Source organism: Rhodococcus sp. P4_B6, assembly GCF_056402215.1.
Genome location: NZ_JBFUHV010000025.1, coordinates 49,091 through 66,110, shown reverse-complemented (window position 1 = coordinate 66,110; position 17,020 = coordinate 49,091). Strand labels below are relative to the sequence as shown.

The 17,020-nt window shown below is 66.0% G+C and carries 14 protein-coding genes and 1 pseudogene; 10 read left to right on the top strand and 5 right to left on the bottom strand.

Features of this window, described 5'->3' with window-relative positions; all coding sequences use genetic code 11:
• The first annotated feature begins 46 nt into the window (after window positions 1-46).
• From AC1DWT_RS15195 to AC1DWT_RS15150, 10 genes are all read left to right on the top strand, one after another.
• A complete protein-coding gene (locus AC1DWT_RS15195; RefSeq protein WP_477921216.1) occupies window positions 47-1,309 on the top strand; it encodes a cytochrome P450 in 1,263 nt (420 codons plus the stop codon).
• A 29-nt stretch (window positions 1,310-1,338) separates the two neighbouring features.
• Window positions 1,339-2,208, top strand: coding sequence for an SDR family NAD(P)-dependent oxidoreductase (locus tag AC1DWT_RS15190; RefSeq protein WP_477921214.1), 870 nt, complete (start codon window positions 1,339-1,341; stop codon window positions 2,206-2,208).
• A 64-nt stretch (window positions 2,209-2,272) separates the two neighbouring features.
• A complete protein-coding gene (locus AC1DWT_RS15185) occupies window positions 2,273-3,208 on the top strand; it encodes a PDR/VanB family oxidoreductase (protein ID WP_477921212.1) in 936 nt (311 codons plus the stop codon).
• Between the two features lie 23 nt (window positions 3,209-3,231).
• Window positions 3,232-4,290, top strand: coding sequence for an Ldh family oxidoreductase (locus AC1DWT_RS15180; RefSeq protein ID WP_477921210.1), 1,059 nt, complete (start codon window positions 3,232-3,234; stop codon window positions 4,288-4,290).
• Between the two features lie 131 nt (window positions 4,291-4,421).
• Window positions 4,422-6,020, top strand: coding sequence for an acyl-CoA carboxylase subunit beta (locus AC1DWT_RS15175; protein ID WP_477921208.1), 1,599 nt, complete (start codon window positions 4,422-4,424; stop codon window positions 6,018-6,020).
• An 11-nt stretch (window positions 6,021-6,031) separates the two neighbouring features.
• Complete coding sequence (locus AC1DWT_RS15170) at window positions 6,032-8,044, top strand: acetyl/propionyl/methylcrotonyl-CoA carboxylase subunit alpha (protein WP_477921206.1); 2,013 nt, start codon at window positions 6,032-6,034, stop codon at window positions 8,042-8,044.
• Between the two features lie 71 nt (window positions 8,045-8,115).
• Window positions 8,116-9,840: an acyclic terpene utilization AtuA family protein gene (locus AC1DWT_RS15165; protein ID WP_477921244.1), complete on the top strand. Its 1,725-nt coding sequence runs from the start codon at window positions 8,116-8,118 to the stop codon at window positions 9,838-9,840.
• Window positions 9,841-10,212: 372 nt separating this feature from the next.
• Window positions 10,213-11,973 carry a thiamine pyrophosphate-binding protein gene (locus AC1DWT_RS15160; RefSeq protein WP_477921204.1) on the top strand — a complete coding sequence of 587 codons (1,761 nt, stop codon included), beginning with the start codon at window positions 10,213-10,215 and terminating at the stop codon, window positions 11,971-11,973.
• Window positions 11,974-12,164: 191 nt separating this feature from the next.
• Window positions 12,165-12,581 (top strand): WhiB family transcriptional regulator, encoded by a 417-nt coding sequence (locus tag AC1DWT_RS15155; protein ID WP_477921202.1) that lies wholly within the window; start codon window positions 12,165-12,167, stop codon window positions 12,579-12,581.
• 219 nt (window positions 12,582-12,800) lie between these two features.
• Window positions 12,801-14,018, top strand: a complete 1,218-nt coding sequence (locus AC1DWT_RS15150; protein WP_477921200.1) for an acetyl-CoA C-acetyltransferase — start codon at window positions 12,801-12,803, stop codon at window positions 14,016-14,018.
• A gap of 70 nt (window positions 14,019-14,088) precedes the next feature.
• Here the strand turns inward: AC1DWT_RS15150 and AC1DWT_RS15145 are convergent, their stop codons facing one another.
• From AC1DWT_RS15145 to AC1DWT_RS15125, 5 genes and pseudogenes are all read right to left on the bottom strand, one after another.
• Entirely contained in the window at window positions 14,089-14,739 is a 651-nt protein-coding gene (locus AC1DWT_RS15145) for a 3,4-dihydroxy-2-butanone-4-phosphate synthase (RefSeq protein WP_477921198.1), read from the bottom strand.
• Window positions 14,736-15,680 carry a beta/alpha barrel domain-containing protein gene (locus tag AC1DWT_RS15140; RefSeq protein ID WP_477921196.1) on the bottom strand — a complete coding sequence of 315 codons (945 nt, stop codon included), beginning with the start codon at window positions 15,678-15,680 and terminating at the stop codon, window positions 14,736-14,738. Before AC1DWT_RS15140 ends, AC1DWT_RS15145 begins: the two co-directional genes overlap by 4 nt.
• 145 nt (window positions 15,681-15,825) lie before the next feature.
• Window positions 15,826-16,317, bottom strand: coding sequence for a flavin reductase family protein (locus AC1DWT_RS15135; RefSeq protein ID WP_477921195.1), 492 nt, complete (start codon window positions 16,315-16,317; stop codon window positions 15,826-15,828).
• A gap of 153 nt (window positions 16,318-16,470) precedes the next feature.
• On the bottom strand, window positions 16,471-16,617 hold the full coding sequence (locus tag AC1DWT_RS15130) for a hypothetical protein (RefSeq protein ID WP_477921246.1): 147 nt from the start codon (window positions 16,615-16,617) through the stop codon (window positions 16,471-16,473).
• A pseudogene (locus AC1DWT_RS15125) lies at window positions 16,618-16,995 on the bottom strand (PaaI family thioesterase); the annotation flags it as partial.
• Window positions 16,996-17,020 lie beyond the last annotated feature (25 nt).

The window sequence follows — 17,020 nt, the reverse complement described above, 5'->3', positions numbered from 1 at the left end:
GCACCGGTCCTGGCCCCACGCAACACACCATTCTGAGGAGAACACCATGAGCATTGACACGCTGAACGATTTCAACCTCGCTGACCCGGGCTTTCTCGGATGCCCCTACCCGTACTACAAGAAGATGCGCGAAGAAGGCGGCGTCTTCCAAATCCCGGACAGCCCCTACGTCATGGTCACCAAGGACGAACTCGTGCGCGCAGTCCTGTCCGACAAGGAGCACTTCTCCTCCAAGATCGGAACGCCCTCGACCCCGGCGTCGGAGGAACTGCAGGCCCAGCTGGACCAGATCCGAGCCGAAGGCTGGGAACGCACCCCGTCACTCATCCTCGGCGACCAGCCCGAGCACACTCAGCAGCGCAGAGTGATCACGCCCTACGTCACCGTCCGCGCCGCCCGAGCACTGAAGCCGACGATGGAGGAGGTGCTCGCTGATCTGCTCGATTCCGTCGCCGGCCAGGACGTCATCGACTTCAACAACAGCATCTCGATCCCCTTCGGCGTCCGGGTGATTTGCCGTGTCCTCGACACCCCGGAGGAGAACTGGGAGACGGTGCTTCGCTGGACCGACGCCGACGCCGCTGCCTACGGTGTTTTCCTCAACGACGAGGAGCGGATCCAGGTCGAACGCGACGTAGTCGAGATGCAGCAGTACTACGTGAACAAGGTGCACCAGTTGCGCGCCAAGCCGTTGGAGAGCCACGTGCTCTCTGCGATCGCTCACGCAAAGTTTCCCGATCCGCAGACCGGTGAAGAGGTCTACTTCGACGACGCCGTCGTTGCCGAGATGGCCCGCCAGATGCAGACCGGTGGCAATGAGACGACGCGCAAGTACTTCTGCGACATGATGCTGATGCTGGCCGACAACCCGGAGGAATGGGCGGCGTTCCGGGCGGACCGCAGTCGCGGGCCCAAGATTATCGAGGAGACCCTCCGACTGGCTACTCAGCTGCAGTCGGCAATGCGGATCGCGCTGCCCGGCGCCACCATTGACGGCAAAGAGATTCCGGAAGGCTCCGTGGTGCTGCCCTTCCTGGGCTCGGCGAATCGGGACGAGTCCCGCTTCGAGTGCCCCGCCGAATTCCGTCCGGAGCGGGAGAACGCGGTCAACCACCTGACGTTCAGTCACGGCATCCACACCTGCCCCGGCAACTACATCGCCCGCGTCGAGGCCGAAGTGCTGTTGAACATGCTCGCGGACCGATGGGAAACGATCGAGGCCGTCAATCGGGACGCGATCGAGTACGAGCCGAGCTTCCTGATCCGCAGCATCAAGAGCCTCCAACTCAAAGTGACCCCCGCACAGTAGCGCCCACTCCTCAGCTGAACGGAACTAACATGATCGAACAACCAACCGTTTCCTCGCCGGCGGCGCTTCGCGGCCTTGAAGGCAAAGTCGTCATGGTCACCGGGGCAGCCCGCGGCCAGGGCGCCTACCACGCTCTTGCCTTCGCCGCGGCAGGAGCCAAGGTTGCCGCCCTCGACGTGCCGAAGCCCATCGACGTGTCCTACGGGACCGCGGTGACCGAGGAACTCGACGGCACCGTGGACCGGATCCGAGCGGCTGGCGGTGACGCGCTCGCGGTACGTGCGGATCTTCGGTACGAGGACAGCGTCGAGGAAGCAGTCCGAGAGACAGTCGCGGCGTACGGGCGGATCGATGTGTTGGTCAACAATGCCGGCGTCGCCGGGTGGGACCCGCTGCCGCAGATGCGCCCTGAGGTTCTCGACTTCGTGGTTGACACCAACGTCAAGGGCACGATCTACGTGACCAAGTTCGTCGCCCGCGAGATGATTGCCCAAGGAAGCGGCAAGATCATCAACATCACCTCCGCGGTGATCAAGAGCGGAACGGCGAACATGTCGCACTACGTGGCGACCAAACACGCGATCGTCGGCCTCACCGAGGCGTGGGCCAACGAGCTTGCGCAGCACGGCATCAATGTCAATGCGATCGCACCGGGGCCGATCGACCCGGGCACCGATGACAACCCCAACGGGATGTCGCGGGGGCTGGCGGACGGGGCGGGTGCCTCCTCGTATGGGGAGTTCTTCGAAGCGGTCTCGTCCTCGACCAACGTCGAGGGTGCGATGTGGCGGATCAAGATGGAGGACATCACCGATGCGGTGCTTTTCTTGTCCTCCGACAACGCTCGCATGATCACAGGACACTGCCTGCACGTCGACGCCGGTCAGGCCGTCAAGTGAAAACGCAGATGCACAAGCAACTCCCGGCGACCCGGGGCGAGGAACAGCAAGTGGTGAAGGTGACATGAGCATCAAAGTGCAAGTCAGGCGCCGGACCGACATCGCCGACGGTGTCGTCGCCTTCGAGTTCGTAGCGGCGGACGGCTCCGTCCTCCCGCCCTGGGAGCCGGGAGCCCACGTGGACGTTGTGCTCCCCTCCGGCATGGTGCGGCAGTACTCCCTGACAGGAGACAGCACCGACCAATCGTGCTACCGGGTCGCGGTCCTGCGACAAGACGACGGTCGAGGAGGCTCGGCAGAGCTGTGCTCAGCGGTCGCCGAGGGTGACGTACTCACCATTGACGGACCGCGCAACCACTTCCACCTCGAGGAGGCCGAGCGCTACTGCTTCGTAGCGGGGGGAATCGGCATCACTCCCATCGCCGCCATGATTGAACAGCTGACTGCCCGAGGTCACAACAACTGGTCACTACTCTACGGCGGCCGCTCCCGTACCAGCATGGCCTTCCTCGACGAACTGGGAGTCCACCCCGACCAAGTCGTCATCCACCCCGTCGACGAAGTCGGGCACCTGGACCTGTCCAGGCTGAGCGAGCCGCAGCCGGGGACCCTGGTCTACTGCTGCGGGCCCGAGCCGCTCCTCACCGCCGTCTCCGAGACCATGAGTGGCTGGACCGACCGACTTCATTTCGAACGGTTCAGTCCGGGCGAGGTCGTCACCGAAGGGCCTGACGCACCGTTCGATGTGGAACTGGAACAGTCCGGTCTGAGTCTGAAGGTGCCCGCTGACAAGTCCATCCTCGATGTCGTACTCGAGGTACTGCCCGACTACGAATTTTCCTGCGCCGACGGCACTTGCGGTACCTGCGAGGCGCGGGTACTCAAGGGCACCCCAGACCATCGGGATTGGGTCCTCACCGAAGAGGAGCAAGAGGCCAACGATCGGATGATGATCTGTGTCAGCCGATCCCGGACCTCTTCGTTGACACTCGACCTCTGACCCCCAGCCAAATAAGGAACGCCATGACCGTGGCTCTGACCATCAACGAGGCCCGCACGCTCACCGAGCAGTGCCTGCGGACCGGAGGCTACACCGCCGACGAGGCGAGCATCATCGCCGACCACCTCATCGACTGCGAGCTGCGCGACATCAGCTACGGCGGCATGTCGCGGCTGCTGTCGATCCTGGAGCGGCTGCGCGACAGTCCGCAGCCGCCTTCGGAGATAACGCTGCTGCGCGAGAATGCGGTGTCGGCCTCGTTCGACGGGGGCGACCAGGTCGGCTACCTGGTGGCGCACCGCGCGACATCCGTAGCCATCGAGAAGGCCAAGCAGCACGGGATCGCCGTCGTGGGCGCAAACAACACCTGGATGACGGGAATGTTCTCGTACTACGCCGAGATGGCTACCCGCGAGGGGCTGGTCGCATTGGTCGCAGGCAACAGCGTCCAGGCGGTAGCGCCGCACGGCAGCACAGAGCCACGGTTCGGCACGAACCCTCTGGCTTTCGGCTTCCCCACCGATGATGTCCCACTGATCTGGGACTCCGGTACCTCGAACGTGATGCACGCCGAGGTCGCTCTGGCCAAACGGCTGGGCCGCCCGCTCGAAGAGGGATTGGCCTTCGACGAGGAGGGCCACTCGACCACCGATCCGGATGCTGCGCTACGGGGTGCCTTCACGGTGTGGGGCGGACACAAAGGATCCGGCCTTGCACTGGTGGTGCAAGTGCTGGGGATGATGACCGGCGCCGACGCCGCCCCTGTGGGAATTTCCGGCTATGGGTTCCTCGTGGTGCTCATCGACCCCGAGACGCTTGGTTCCACAGAGGACTTCCAACACCGAGTCGCGGAATACGCTGACTCGATCCGAGCATCGCGACCCGTCAACGCAGATCAGCCGGTGCGGGTGCCCTTCGACCGATCCGCGGCCGCGCGGAAGCGGCGGCTCAGCGAGGACCGGATCGAGGTATCCGACGCGGTCTACGCCGTCGTCGCGGAGGCCGCCGAAAAACGCCTCGCCGCCAGCGGACCCACCATCGACCGCTGGCGAGTGCCGGACCGGTCGAACTCCGATGCGTGATCCGCACACATGAATCACGCCATCAGAACGAACGAGATCATGAAACAGCTTAAGAGAGAAGAGGATTCTGTGGTGAGAGCGCCCAACAGACGGTTCGCGAAGCGGTCGCGACATCAGGTGGAGAACGTCTGATGGCCGTCCTGAACACCACCCTGAACGTTTCCTCGGAGGCCTACGCAGCGGACCGGGCCTCCATGGTCGCTGCCCTCGACGAGCTCGAAGAGTTGGCCCGCACCGTCGTCAACGCCGGTGGAGAGAAGGCAGTCGCCCGGCACCGCGACCGGGGCAAGCTGCTCGCACGCGAGCGAGTCGACCTGCTGCTCGACGAGGATGCACCCTTCCTCGAGTTGTCCTGCTACGCCGGTGCCCACGATCCCCTCGAGCAGCCCGGAGCACGGCTGATCACGGGTATCGGCCAGGTCAGTGGCGTCGAGTGCATGGTGATCGCGAACGAGGCCACGGTGAAGGGGGGCTCGATGAGTCCCAGCGCCGTGGCGAAACAGCTACGGGCGCTGGAGATCGCCGAACGCAATCGCCTGCCGGTCGTGTCGCTCGTCGAGTCCGGCGGCGCCGATCTGCCACGCCAGGCGGACATCTTCACACCAGGCGGCCGCTCGTTCAGGGACCTCACCCGGCTGTCGGCGCAAGGGATCCCCACCGTCGCACTGGTATTCGGCAGTTCCACGGCGGGCGGGGCCTACATGCCCGGTATGAGCGAGTACACCGTGCTCGTCGACCAGGCTGCCGCGGTGTACCTCGGAGGGCCACCGCTGGTCAAAATGGCCACCGGAGAGGAAGTCGACGACGAGACCCTCGGCGGCGCCGACATGCACGCCCGAGTCTCAGGGCTGGCCGACTATCTCGCCGCCGACGAATACACCGCGCTGCGGCTGGGCCGCCAGATCATCGCCGACCTCGGGTGGCGCCGGGCCGGGCCGGCGCCTGAACTGACCGCCGAGCCGCCGATGCTCGACCCGGAGGATTTGCTCGGTGTGGCCCCCGCCGAGGCGAAGCGGCCGATGGAGGTTCGGGAGGTGCTCGGCCGAATCCTGGACGGATCGCGGTTCGACGAGTTCAAGCCGCTGTACGGATCCCAGCTCGTCTGCGGATGGGGCTCGATCAACGGCTACCGGGTAGGCATCCTCGCGAACAACGGCATCCTGTTCTCGCCGGAGTCGCAGAAGGGCGCACATTTCATCCAGCTGGCGAACGCCCGCGACATCCCTTTGCTGTTCGTGCAGAACATCACCGGATTCATGGTCGGCACCGCGGCCGAGCGCGGCGGCATCATCAAGGACGGCGCCAAGCTCATCAACGCCGTCTCGAACTCGACCGTTCCCCATCTCACCCTGATGGTGGGCGCCTCGTACGGCGCCGGGAACTACGGCATGTCGGGCCGGGCTTACGACCCGCGGTTCGTGTTCACCTGGCCCAACCACCGGATCGCGGTGATGGGAGGAACCCAGCTGGCCGGGGTGATGTCGATCGTCCAGCGACGCTCGGCTGAGCGTGCCGGGCGGCCGTATGACGACGACACCGACCGCCGGGTACGGGAGGAAACCGAGCAGATGATCGAGGAGCAGTCCGGGGCGCTCTACGCGACCGGCCGACTGTGGGACGACGGGATCATCGACCCTCGGCATACCCGCACCGTCCTAGGTCTCGCCTTGTCCGCGACCCACTCCGCCCCTGTGGCAGGGGCGACCCGATTCGCCCCGTTCCGAATGTGAGGACCCAACCGATGAGCAACACACCCGCCCCGATCACCACATTGCTGGTGGCCAACCGGGGGGAGATCGCTGGCCGCGTCATCCGCGCCGCGCGTGCCATGGGGATCCGCACCGTGGCGGTCTTCTCCGACCCGGACACCGACGCACCCCACGTCCGCGCTGCCGACGTAGGATTCGCCCTCGGCGGCACCACGGCGACCGAGTCCTACCTCGACCAGGAGAAGATCCTCACCGCCGCTCGCGCGACCGGGGCGGACGCCGTCCACCCAGGGTACGGGTTCCTCTCGGAAAACGCCGGCTTCGCCCGGGCGTGCGCCGAGGCCGGGCTGGTCTTCGTCGGTCCCTCACCCGAATCCGTCGAGACCATGGGGCTCAAGGACCGGGCCAAGAGCGTCGCGCGGGCGGCGGGTGTGCCGGTCCTGCCCGACGCAAGTATCACCGACGACGACCCGGAGGGGTGGAAAGCGGCGGCCGCAGGCGTCGGCTACCCACTGCTGGTCAAGGCGACCGCCGGCGGCGGTGGCAAGGGCATGCGGCGCGTCGACGGCCCAGACAGCCTCGTTGAGGCGGTCCGGGGTGCGCGCCGGGAGGCCGGGAGCTCGTTCGGTAACGCCGACGTGTTCCTGGAGAAGTACCTCACCGCTCCGCGGCACGTGGAGGTCCAGGTGTTTGCCGACTCGCACGGCCACGCGGTGTATCTCCATGAGCGTGAGTGCTCTGTGCAGCGCCGCCATCAGAAGGTGATCGAGGAGGCGCCGTCGCCCGCGGTGGATGAGCCGCTGCGCGAGCGGATGGGCAAGACTGCGGTCGCACTGGTACGCGAGCTCGGATATCTCGGCGCCGGGACCGTGGAGTATCTGCTCGACGACTCCGGTCCGGACAAACGCTTCTACTTCCTGGAGATGAACACGCGACTGCAGGTCGAGCATCCGGTTACCGAGGAGATCACAGGACTGGACCTGGTGCGGCTCCAGTTGCAGGTCGCCGCAGGGGCATCACTCGGGTTCACCCAAGAGGACGTCCAGCTGCAGGGCCACGCTGTCGAGGTACGGCTCTACGCCGAGGACCCGGCACACGACTTCGCCCCGACACCGGGTGTCCTGCACCGCTACCGGCATACCGACTCGCCGGGAATCAGGTGGGAGGACGGTATAGGCGACAGCGCCGAGGTCACCCCGTTCTACGACCCGCTGCTCGCCAAGGTGGTGGCGCACGCCGCCACACGCGAGGAAGCTGCACTCCGATTGTCACGGGCTCTTGCCGCGACCGAGCTGCACGGCACCACCACCAACCGGGACTTCCTCGTCGCAGCGTTGCGCTCTCGCGCCTTCCTCGCTGGCGAGACCCACACGGACTTCGTCGAACTCAACCCGGAGCTGCTCGAGGCGGGCCCACCCACACCGGAGCATGTGCATTTGGCGGCCGCGGTCGCCGTCACCGTCGGTCTCCGCCGTCGATCCGACACGCTCACCAACCACGCCCCACCGCGATTTCGGCTGCTGCCCGCCCACCCGGACACCGAGGCAGTCTGGAAGTCCGGTTCCGACGAACTCGCCCTTGCCTACCGGCTGAACGCACCTGCGGGCGCGGCCACGATCCGCCTTGCCGTCGACGGCGGTGCCCCCCGCGAATTCGCGTTGCACGAGCTGGGACCCGAGTCGGTGCGAGTCCGCGACGGCGACTGCGAATGGCTCTGTCGGGTCGCCGTGCACCCAGACGGCTCGGTCTGGGTGAACGACCCGGAGGGACAACGCGGTTGGCACCCATGCCCACGATTGCCGCAGCGGTCGTCCGACGTCGCCGCCGCCGGCCCGGTGGCCGAGATGGCGGGCACCGTCGTGGCGGTCCAGGTGCAACCCGGTGACCGGGTCACTGCGGGACAGTCACTGGTGATCGTGGAAGCGATGAAGATGGAGCGACCCGTCCTCGCCTCCACCGAGGGAACCGTCGAGGCAGTGCACGTCGAGCTGGGCCAGTATGTCGACGCCCTCGCGACGCTGGTCACGTTGCGGGAAGAATCTTGAGCGCCGTGGGCCCGCTGCGGGTCGCGAATTGTAGTGGCTACTACGGGGACCGCTTGGCGGCCGCCCGGGAGATGGTTGACGGCGGCCCGATCGATGTCCTCACCGGGGACTGGCTGGCCGAGCTGACTATGGGGTTGCTGAGCAGACAACGCGCTCGCGACGCCGAAGCCGGTTACGCCCGTACCTTCGTCTCTCAGCTTGACGACGTTCTGGCCGACTGCCTCGACCGGGGCATCCGCATCGTCTCGAACGCCGGCGGCCTGAATCCGTCGGCTTGCGCCAAGCAGGTCGAGGCGATTGCTGAGCGGATCGGCCGCCCGGTGCGGGTAGCGGTGGTCACCGGAGACGACGCGACCGAGGCCTTCCATGCCGCGCGTGAGCAGGGCTGGGAGGCCCCGCACCTCGACACGGCCGCACCCTTCGCCGCCGCTGGCGCCGAACCGGACGTGGTGAACGCTTATCTCGGTGGTTGGGGGATCGCAGAAGCCCTCGCCGCTGGAGCCGACGTGGTGGTGACTGGTCGCGTCACCGATGCCGCCATCATCCTCGGGCCCGCCGCATGGCACTTCGGCTGGGCACACGACGATTGGGACGCGCTCGCCGGCGCCGTCGCCGCCGGGCACGTCATCGAATGCGGCACGCAGGCAACCGGCGGAAACTTTGCGTTCTTCACCGAGATCGGCGACCTCACCCGTCCAGGGTTCCCGATTGCCGAAATCCACGCGGACGGCTCGTCGGTGATCACCAAGCATCCGGGGACCGGAGGTGCGGTCACTGTCGACACGGTCACAGCCCAGCTGTTGTACGAGATCGATGGCCCTCGCTACCTCAACCCGGACGTCGTCACCCGGCTCGACACCGTGCGGCTCGAGCAGATCGGTCCCGACCGCGTCAGTATCTCCGACGTACGAGGGGAGGCAGCACCGAACTCGGTGAAGGTCGGCGCGCTGGTTCCCGGCGGTTGGCGCAACGAAATGACTTTCGTGCTGACCGGCCTCGAGATCGAGGCGAAAGCCGAGGCGCTGCAGACAGCCCTGTGGGCAGCGATTCCCGGCGGGGAGAAGGCCTTCGATGAGGTCACCGTCCGACTGCTGCGGGCCGACCGGCCCGACCCCGCCGCGGTCGATGAGGCGGTCGCGCTGCTCACGATCACCGTCGGCGGTCGTGACCGCGCACGGGTCGCATCATTCTCACGGGTGGCCGTCGAACTCGGCCTGGCCAACTACCCGGGCCTGCACCTCACCGGTCCACCAGGCTCGGGATCAGCGGTCACCGTGTTCTGGCCGACTCTCATGCCGGCCGCCGAGTTCCCGCAGACAGTGACGCTAGGTGACCGCAGATGGACCGTGTCTCGGACCGCGGCGGCCCCGTCGGGCGCCGTCGACAGCCCTGAGGCGCCGCCAGCCGAGCCGGCCCGCGGCGCGACCCGGCGTGTCCCGCTCGGTACCCTCCTCGCGGCCCGCTCGGGGGACAAAGCCGGAAATGCCACCCTCGGGGTCTGGGCCCGCGACGACGCCACCTACCGCTGGATGCGGTCCTGGTGGACGGAAACGCGGCTGCGCGAGCTCCTGCCTGAGACAGCCGACCTCACGATGCGTCTGTGGGAGTTGCCGCACCTGCGGGCCTGCGGGGTAACCCTGGTCGGACTGCTCGGTGCCGGCGTCGCCGCCAATCACGCACTCGACGCCCAAGCCAAGGCTGTCGGAGAGTATCTGCGCGCCAAGCTAATCGATGTTCCTACGGAGCTACTCGACGGCCCCCGGACCGCAGGTGATCCGGCCGGGAGTGGAGCGTGAGCGCGCGAGATCGACCGGAACACAGCCCCGCACGTTTCATCAGCACATCGTGATGGTCGTCGAGGATGTCACCGGCGTCGGCAGACGCAGCTCAGACCGTCCAGTCAGGGGCGAGTGGTGGGAGCAAGAGCGAGTCGTCGAACGCGAGATCCCCAGGTCCCAGGCGTGCTACGAATGAACTCTGAGGCCATAAAATCTCTCTCGCCGTCAACGCGGACCGGTTCGACACCACCGTGAAGCGAGCCCGGTCATCGGCCAGCTGATGGCAGTCGTCGACTCCGGGCCGGCGGCGGATGAGCTCGCCTCAGTGGCCGGGGCGCACCGAAAGCGCATCTTGTGTATCAACAGCATTCACTGAGGAGAGGTTGCTATATGCCTAGACAGACCCTGGCCGAACGAATCGCTGATCTTCTTGTAGCCGAGGGGGTCGACTACTTGTTCTCCCTGCCTGAAGTCGCCCTCGGGCGAGTCCATCATGCTCTTGCGGAACGTGGCGTCCCCCTCATCGCCAACCGGCACGAAGCCGCGGGAGGTCATATGGCCGAGGCGTATTCGTTGATGACAGGCAGACCCACCGTGGTGGGAGCGGCTCGCGGTCCGGGCATTATCAATGCTGTACCAGCGGTGGTCAGCGCGTACAACGAGGGCCGGCCGGTCTTGTTCCTGGCGCCGGAGCGCAGTGCCGTCGCGCGAAACGCCGCACGTCGGCAGACCTTTCAACTGGCGTTGACTGCGGAGCTCGTCAGGCCGATCACGAACTACAGCACGATCCTCTCCGATCCGCGCTTGGCCGACGAGGTCTTTCACGAGGCGTTCCGAGCCATGCACACCGGCTCGTTGGGCCCTGCCTATATCGGCATCGACCCGGACATGCTCGGGCTGGAAAACGAGTATGAGCCAGTACGCGCTCCCTCGCAGTACCGACCGGGAACAATGCCCCGCGGTCTGACCGCCGAGGAGGTCGACCGAGCGGTTGCCCTCCTGCAGGGGGCAAAGTCGCCGATCGTCCTTGTCGGGTCGGGCGTGGCCCAGGCGCAGGCCCACGGAGCGCTCCAAAAGTTCGTCGAGAAGTTCGGGTGCGCGGTGGTGGCCACCCACGGGGGACGGGGCATATTGCCGGACACCCACCCGCAGGTATTCGATTACGGTCTGGAGCCTGGCATCACCCTCACCCGTGAGGCCGATCTGGTGCTCGCAATTGGTACCTCCATTGGGGAGAAGTTGGACCACGGCGGCGTCACACTAGCGCCGCCACAGCGCCCCGAGCCGCATTGGTGGGGTGACGATTCCCAGCGCTGGATACATATCGACCGCGACCCCGCCGCCGTCGGCCGCAACCGGCCGGTGGATCTGGCCCTGGTTGGTGATGCAGGTATCGTGCTCGATCAGCTGGCGGAACGGATCAGCCCTGTGAGTCAGACTCGCATCGATCGGTTGGCCGCGCAGCAGCAACGACGTGTGGAGTCCTATCAGCAGTTGTATTCAGAGGCGCCGGATACCACACCGATTCACTCCGGACGTGCCATCGTCGAGGTGCAGAAGGCGCTCCCCGAGAACGCTGTCGTCGTCGGCGGAGGTGGGCTGTTCGGACTGTGGGCGATGCGCTACCGGCACGCGAACATCAGTGCGCATGTGAAGTCGCAGAAACAAGGCAATATCGGCTCGGGTACTCCCTACGCGCTGGGAGCGGCACTCGCGGTCAGGGATACCGGCAGGCGGGTCGTCTGCATTGGCGGTGACGGTTCCTTCGGGTTCTACCCCATGGAACTCGAGACAGCAGTCCGGCATCAGCTGCCTGTCGTCTTCGTGATCGGCTACGACCAGGGGTGGTCCGACGAGGTCGCCATCTACATGAACACCGTCGGCCGCACCTACGAAGTCGACCATGCCTTTGTCAGGCTCGACGACCTCGCTCGCAGCATGGGCGCACACGGAGAGTTCGTCACCGAGACCAGCGAGATCCAGCCCGCAGTACAGCGTGCGCTGGAATCCGGGCTGCCCGCCGTCGTCCAGATCATCATCGATCGTGACATCAACGCCTGGCAATTGCCCGACCGGCTGTCAGTCGGTGGCGGCCGGAAGTGGGAAGAGGGCATCTGCTCATCAGCGACCTCCATCGAACTTCCGCACTGAACTCCTCGAGTAACGACAACCCGGGACGATCCGTCTGAGACGATTCTCGAGCCGGTCCCTGACCCGTGGCCGCGAAGGTTGGTTACTCCTGGCCTTCGCGTACACACCGGACCACGAATCGAATACCTACATCCACAAACACCGTCCCGCAACAGATCACGGCCCGTGTCGGATAGAAGGCCAACAAGGATATGCCGCTGCAATTCTCGGACTCGCGCGACAACTGGGGAGCGTGGCAGGCGCTGGCGCAATGCGCGATAGTGGATGCCGACCTATTCTTTCCGCGCGAGGACGAGGGGAAGGGTCCCCGCCTTCGTCGTGAGCGACGGGCGAAGGAGGTGTGCTTCAGCTGCCCGGTGCGCACACGTTGCCAGGAACACGCCATAGCTGTCGGCGAACCCTACGGAATCTGGGGCGGAACCTCCGAATCCGATCGGCGGAGCCTTCGACGAATGAAGTCCGCACAAAACTCGGGCACACCAGCCGCGCTACAGACCTCCCCACACCACGAACCGTCGGGAAACGGCCGACAGCCCGCAGCAACCAGTGATCGGCGTGAACATGTCACTCGATCGATGTCCGAAACACAGAAACGGGCAGTTCAATGAACACCTCCCCGCAGCGCAAATCCATGCGCCGACAACTGAAAACAACGCCGGTGCCGCTATCCGAAATGGACCTCGCCGCCGTGATCGCCGCCCTGTGCGGTGACTATCTCCAGCAGCGGACACGGAGGCGATCCAGGGCGGGAACGATCGATCCACAACCGGCACGACCGACCGCCACCGGCCCCCGGTAGAGCCTCGTCACACTACAAGGAGCACATGATGCCCGAAGCTGTCATCGTTTCCATTGCCCGTTCCCCGATCGGTCGCGCCATGAAGGGGTCGCTGGTCGGCATGCGCCCCGACGATCTCGCCGCGCAGATGGTGCAGGCGGCCCTCGACAAGGTGCCCGCGCTCGACCCGACCGACGTCAACGACCTCATCCTGGGCTGCGGTCTGCCCGGCGGGGAGCAGGGGTTCAACATGGGCCGCAACGTCGCGGTCCAGCTCGGCTACGACTTCATCCCCGGCACCACCATCACCCGGTACTGTTCGTCGTCGCTGCAGACCACCCGCATGGCGCTGCACGCGATCAAGGCCGGTGAGGGCGACGTGTTCATCTCCGCCGGYGTCGAGACCGTGTCCCGGTTCRYCRMGGGCAACTCCGAYTCGCTGCCCGACACCCAGAACCCGCTGTACGCCGACGCGCAGACCCGCACCGAGAAGCTCGCCCAGGGCGGCCAGCAGTGGGTCGACCCSCGGCAGGAGGGCCTGGTCCCCGACACCTACATCGCGATGGGCCAGACCGCGGAGAACGTCGCGCAGATCACCGGCATCACCCGCGACGAGCAGGACCGGTGGGCGGTGCGCTCGCAGAACCGCGCCGAGGAGGCCATCAACTCCGGCTTCTTCGAGCGGGAGATCACCCCGGTGACCCTGCCCGACGGCACCGTCGTGTCCACCGACGACGGCCCCCGCGCCGGCACCACCTACGAGGCCGTCAGTCAGCTCAAGCCCGTGTTCCGCCCGGACGGCACCGTCACCGCCGGCAACGCGTGCCCGCTCAACGACGGCGCCGCCGCCCTGGTGATCATGTCCGACACCAAGGCCAAGGAACTGGGTCTGACCCCGCTCGCCCGGATCGTGTCCACCGGGGTGTCCGGGCTGTCGCCGGAGATCATGGGTCTCGGCCCGATCGAGGCGTCCAAGCGTGCCCTCGCGATCGCGGGACTGGGCATCTCCGACATCGACCTCGTCGAGATCAACGAGGCGTTCGCCGTGCAGGTGATCGGGTCGGCGCGGGAGCTGAACATCGACGAGGACAAGCTCAACGTGTCCGGTGGCGCGATCGCCCTCGGTCACCCGTTCGGTATGACCGGTGCCCGCATCACCGCGACCCTGCTCAACAACCTGCAGACCCATGACAAGCAGTTCGGTCTCGAAACCATGTGTGTCGGAGGCGGACAGGGCATGGCGATGATCCTCGAACGTCTCGGCTGAGCAGCCGTTTGCCGGCGCATCGGACATCCACTGGGAGGGGCCCTCTGGTCGGTCGGGACCTGGAGGGCCGTCAGTCGAGCGGTACTGCCACCGTGTGAAGTTCGTGAGCCACGTGGGCGGCGTCGACCGGAGTGGCGTCGACGAGTGGATTTATCGGTGAGACCAGATCGGCGTAGACCGCGCCGGGTGTGCGTGAGTGCGTTGCGATCAGGGACAGGGCCACGGTCGCGAGGTGGTTGGTCTGGATGTTGGAGAGGGGCTGGATGCGCGCTCTTACTGGGACCAGGTGGCCGGGTCGAGTCAGATCGTGGATGGAGGTTTTCGGATCGCACAAGCGTCGGGCGGTGCAGGCGCGGTCGTGGGCAGAGATGCCGGTGGTTGTTCCGTCGGCCGCGTCCACCGATACGCATTGCCCATAAGCGGGGTGGCGCAGGTCACGTGCGGAAGGCGCCGCTTCCGGGATGAGCAGCTTGTCGCACACGTGCTCCGGTAGGGCCAGTTGGACGAACCCCGACGATCGCGCGATCAGGTCGGCCATCTGCGCGGTCGTGATTCGGGAGGCCGGGTACACGAGAGCCGATCTGTTGGGGTAGGTCAGGATCACCGGGGTTCCAGTGGCCAGCGCGTCCGTAGCGCGGCTCCACAGGGAGTTGCTTCGCAGACTGTGACCAGGGTGCCCGAGACGAGGTGCGGTGTCGGCGAGTCCAGCGGAGGTGTTCATGCCGTTCTCCATTCGAATGCCCCGGCGTCGGGGTGGGGTTGCACACCATGGGCGGGCACGGGTCCTGCGTGGCGGACGAAGCCCCTGGAAGGTGCGCCAACGGTGTCGGCGAACCAGTCGGCGACTTGGATCAGACTGACGAGATCGATTCCGGTGCGGATGTGTTCGAGGTCGAGTAGTTGGACGGCGTCTTCCGTACACAGCCCGGATCCGGGCGAATTCCTCATGGCCGGGTGGCCTCCCGAACCGGCGAGAGCGGTATCTATCTGCGTGACGCCCAGGTCGATCAGGGGAAGTAGGCTGGCCAAGCCCATTCCTCGACCGTCGTGGGTTTGCACCGTGAGGGTGTGTGGGCTCCCGAGTTGATCGAGGGCGAACTGGGTGAGATGACGCATCGCGGTGGGGGAGGCATAGCCGCTGGAGTCGGCGAGGATCCAGTCGCGCACTTCCATATCGAGCAACCGGTTGGTCAAGGCGATGAGATCGCCGGGTCCGCGGGGAGGCGATGTGGGGCCTCCCCACGCGAAGATGAGGTAGGTGCCCAGACGGATGGAGGCTGATCGGGCGAGCTCCTGCATGCGTTCGAGTTCGCGGAGTGATTCGTCGGTGGAGCGGCCGATGTTGTTCTGCGCGAACATCTCGTCGGCTGAGAGCAGGAACCAGGCGGCGTCAGCGCCGGCGTCGATGGCACGGGCTAAGCCGCGGAGGTTGCCGACGCAGCATTCGAGGGAGACGTCGGGGCGGCGGGGGATCCGGGCGAAGACGGCGTCGGCGTCGGCGAGTCCGGGAACCAGGTCCGGGCGCACAAACGAGGTGACTTCGATCGCGCGGACTCCGGTGTCGATCAGTTCGGTGATCAGCCGGACCTTGTCGGCGGTGCTGATGCGGTGTGATTGACCGGCCAGGCGTGGGGCGATCTCGCGGATACGGACAGAAGGCATGGTGTCAGGTCCTATTCGAGGAGAGGTGTGCGTCAGCGCAGCAGCGTCGATTTCTCCGGATTCGATGAGCTGTATGTCGGTGGAAGCTCGACCATGTGTCTTTCTCCTTCTTGTGCCGTGCCGTCGACTCTTGGCGAGCGGTTTGTCAGGCCTGGGCGCCGACGCGGTGGAACGTCGCTCGGTGGTAGAGCAGAGGTTCTTCGTCCGCGGTGTCCATTTCAAGCGGCCGGACCACGATGATCGTGTGGTCACCGACGTGGAGCAGCTGTTCGACGGCGCCGGCCATCCATCCGGCGCATTCGTCGATGCGGGGCAGGTCGCGGCTGTAGTGCCAGGAGATGTCCGCAAGCTTGTCGTCGGCCTTGCCGGCGCATTGCACGCCGATGTCTCGTTGGTGGTGGGCGAGCAGGTTGATACCCAGCCGGCCGGTGCGCTCGAGCACCGGGAGCAATCTCGAAGTGATGTCGAGCGACACCAACGCGTATGCCGGGGTCATCGACAGACTGGCGAACGAGCTGACGGTGGTGGCGTGTGGCTGCCCATTTTCCGTGCCGGTCACTACCGCGACCGAGCCCGGGACGTTGCGAAACAGCTCTTTGAAGGAAGCGGGGTCGATCTCGCTCTGTAATGTCAGCATGCTTATATTAAACCCGCATGCTTCTATCTGGTCAATGGTGCACGGCAGGGCGGCTGGGGGAGATTGCGGCGATCGCCCGTGTGATCCGTCGGAGGGCTGCTCGGTACCCGGGACTGCATCGCACGCGCACCCGAGGCGCATGTCGAACCCGGTTCAATCCAGGCGGCGAGGGTCCGTGCTTTCCTTCAGTTGGCCGATCCACTCCTCGGCGCGTTCGAAGTGATTGCTCGCCCGGGCAACGAATGTTGCCGAGGCCTGAGCAAGCACGGCCGCGTCGGTGACGGCAGCTTCGAGGAACATCTCCCCTTGTAGTGTCCACCGCGTGTGGGAGCGGTGGAGCACTCGCGATCTCACGAGGAGTGGCTGCGAGACCGGGACCGGACGGCGATATCGGACGTTCAGTTCGCTAGTGACCACTCTCGGGTTCTCGCGCAAGGCGGCGTAGGCGAGTACGTCGTCGAAAACCGAGGCGATCCACCCCCCGTGAGCAACCGTGGGGGCTCCTCGGCCATCTGGTCCGCACCTCACGCGGGCAATGACCACGTCCTCCTCTGGCGTCACGCTGGATATGCCGAGTCGGCAGCGCCCGCGTTCGCGGCATGGGCTGCACAAGGGCACAGCGCCCTCCGTTACCTCGATCGAAAAGGTGTCGGGTTCGGTGCGAGCCGATTCGGGCATGTTGTGGGGCATCGTCATTGGGTCC

Excerpts from the sequence above, each read along its gene's own strand:
- AC1DWT_RS15190 (WP_477921214.1), top strand. The coding sequence starts at position 1,339 with ATGATCGAACAACCAACCGTTTCCTCGCCGGCGGCGCTTCGCGGCCTT.
- AC1DWT_RS15175 (WP_477921208.1), top strand. The coding sequence starts at position 4,422 with ATGGCCGTCCTGAACACCACCCTGAACGTTTCCTCGGAGGCCTACGCA.
- AC1DWT_RS15195 (WP_477921216.1), top strand. The coding sequence starts at position 47 with ATGAGCATTGACACGCTGAACGATTTCAACCTCGCTGACCCGGGCTTT.
- AC1DWT_RS15155 (WP_477921202.1), top strand. The coding sequence starts at position 12,165 with ATGCCGCTGCAATTCTCGGACTCGCGCGACAACTGGGGAGCGTGGCAG.
- AC1DWT_RS15165 (WP_477921244.1), top strand. The coding sequence starts at position 8,116 with ATGGTTGACGGCGGCCCGATCGATGTCCTCACCGGGGACTGGCTGGCC.
- AC1DWT_RS15145 (WP_477921198.1), bottom strand. The coding sequence starts at position 14,739 with ATGAACACCTCCGCTGGACTCGCCGACACCGCACCTCGTCTCGGGCAC.
- AC1DWT_RS15135 (WP_477921195.1), bottom strand. The coding sequence starts at position 16,317 with ATGCTGACATTACAGAGCGAGATCGACCCCGCTTCCTTCAAAGAGCTG.
- AC1DWT_RS15160 (WP_477921204.1), top strand. The coding sequence starts at position 10,213 with ATGCCTAGACAGACCCTGGCCGAACGAATCGCTGATCTTCTTGTAGCC.
- AC1DWT_RS15185 (WP_477921212.1), top strand. The coding sequence starts at position 2,273 with ATGAGCATCAAAGTGCAAGTCAGGCGCCGGACCGACATCGCCGACGGT.
- AC1DWT_RS15140 (WP_477921196.1), bottom strand. The coding sequence starts at position 15,680 with ATGCCTTCTGTCCGTATCCGCGAGATCGCCCCACGCCTGGCCGGTCAA.
- AC1DWT_RS15130 (WP_477921246.1), bottom strand. The coding sequence starts at position 16,617 with ATGTTCCTCGAAGCTGCCGTCACCGACGCGGCCGTGCTTGCTCAGGCC.
- AC1DWT_RS15170 (WP_477921206.1), top strand. The coding sequence starts at position 6,032 with ATGAGCAACACACCCGCCCCGATCACCACATTGCTGGTGGCCAACCGG.
- AC1DWT_RS15180 (WP_477921210.1), top strand. The coding sequence starts at position 3,232 with ATGACCGTGGCTCTGACCATCAACGAGGCCCGCACGCTCACCGAGCAG.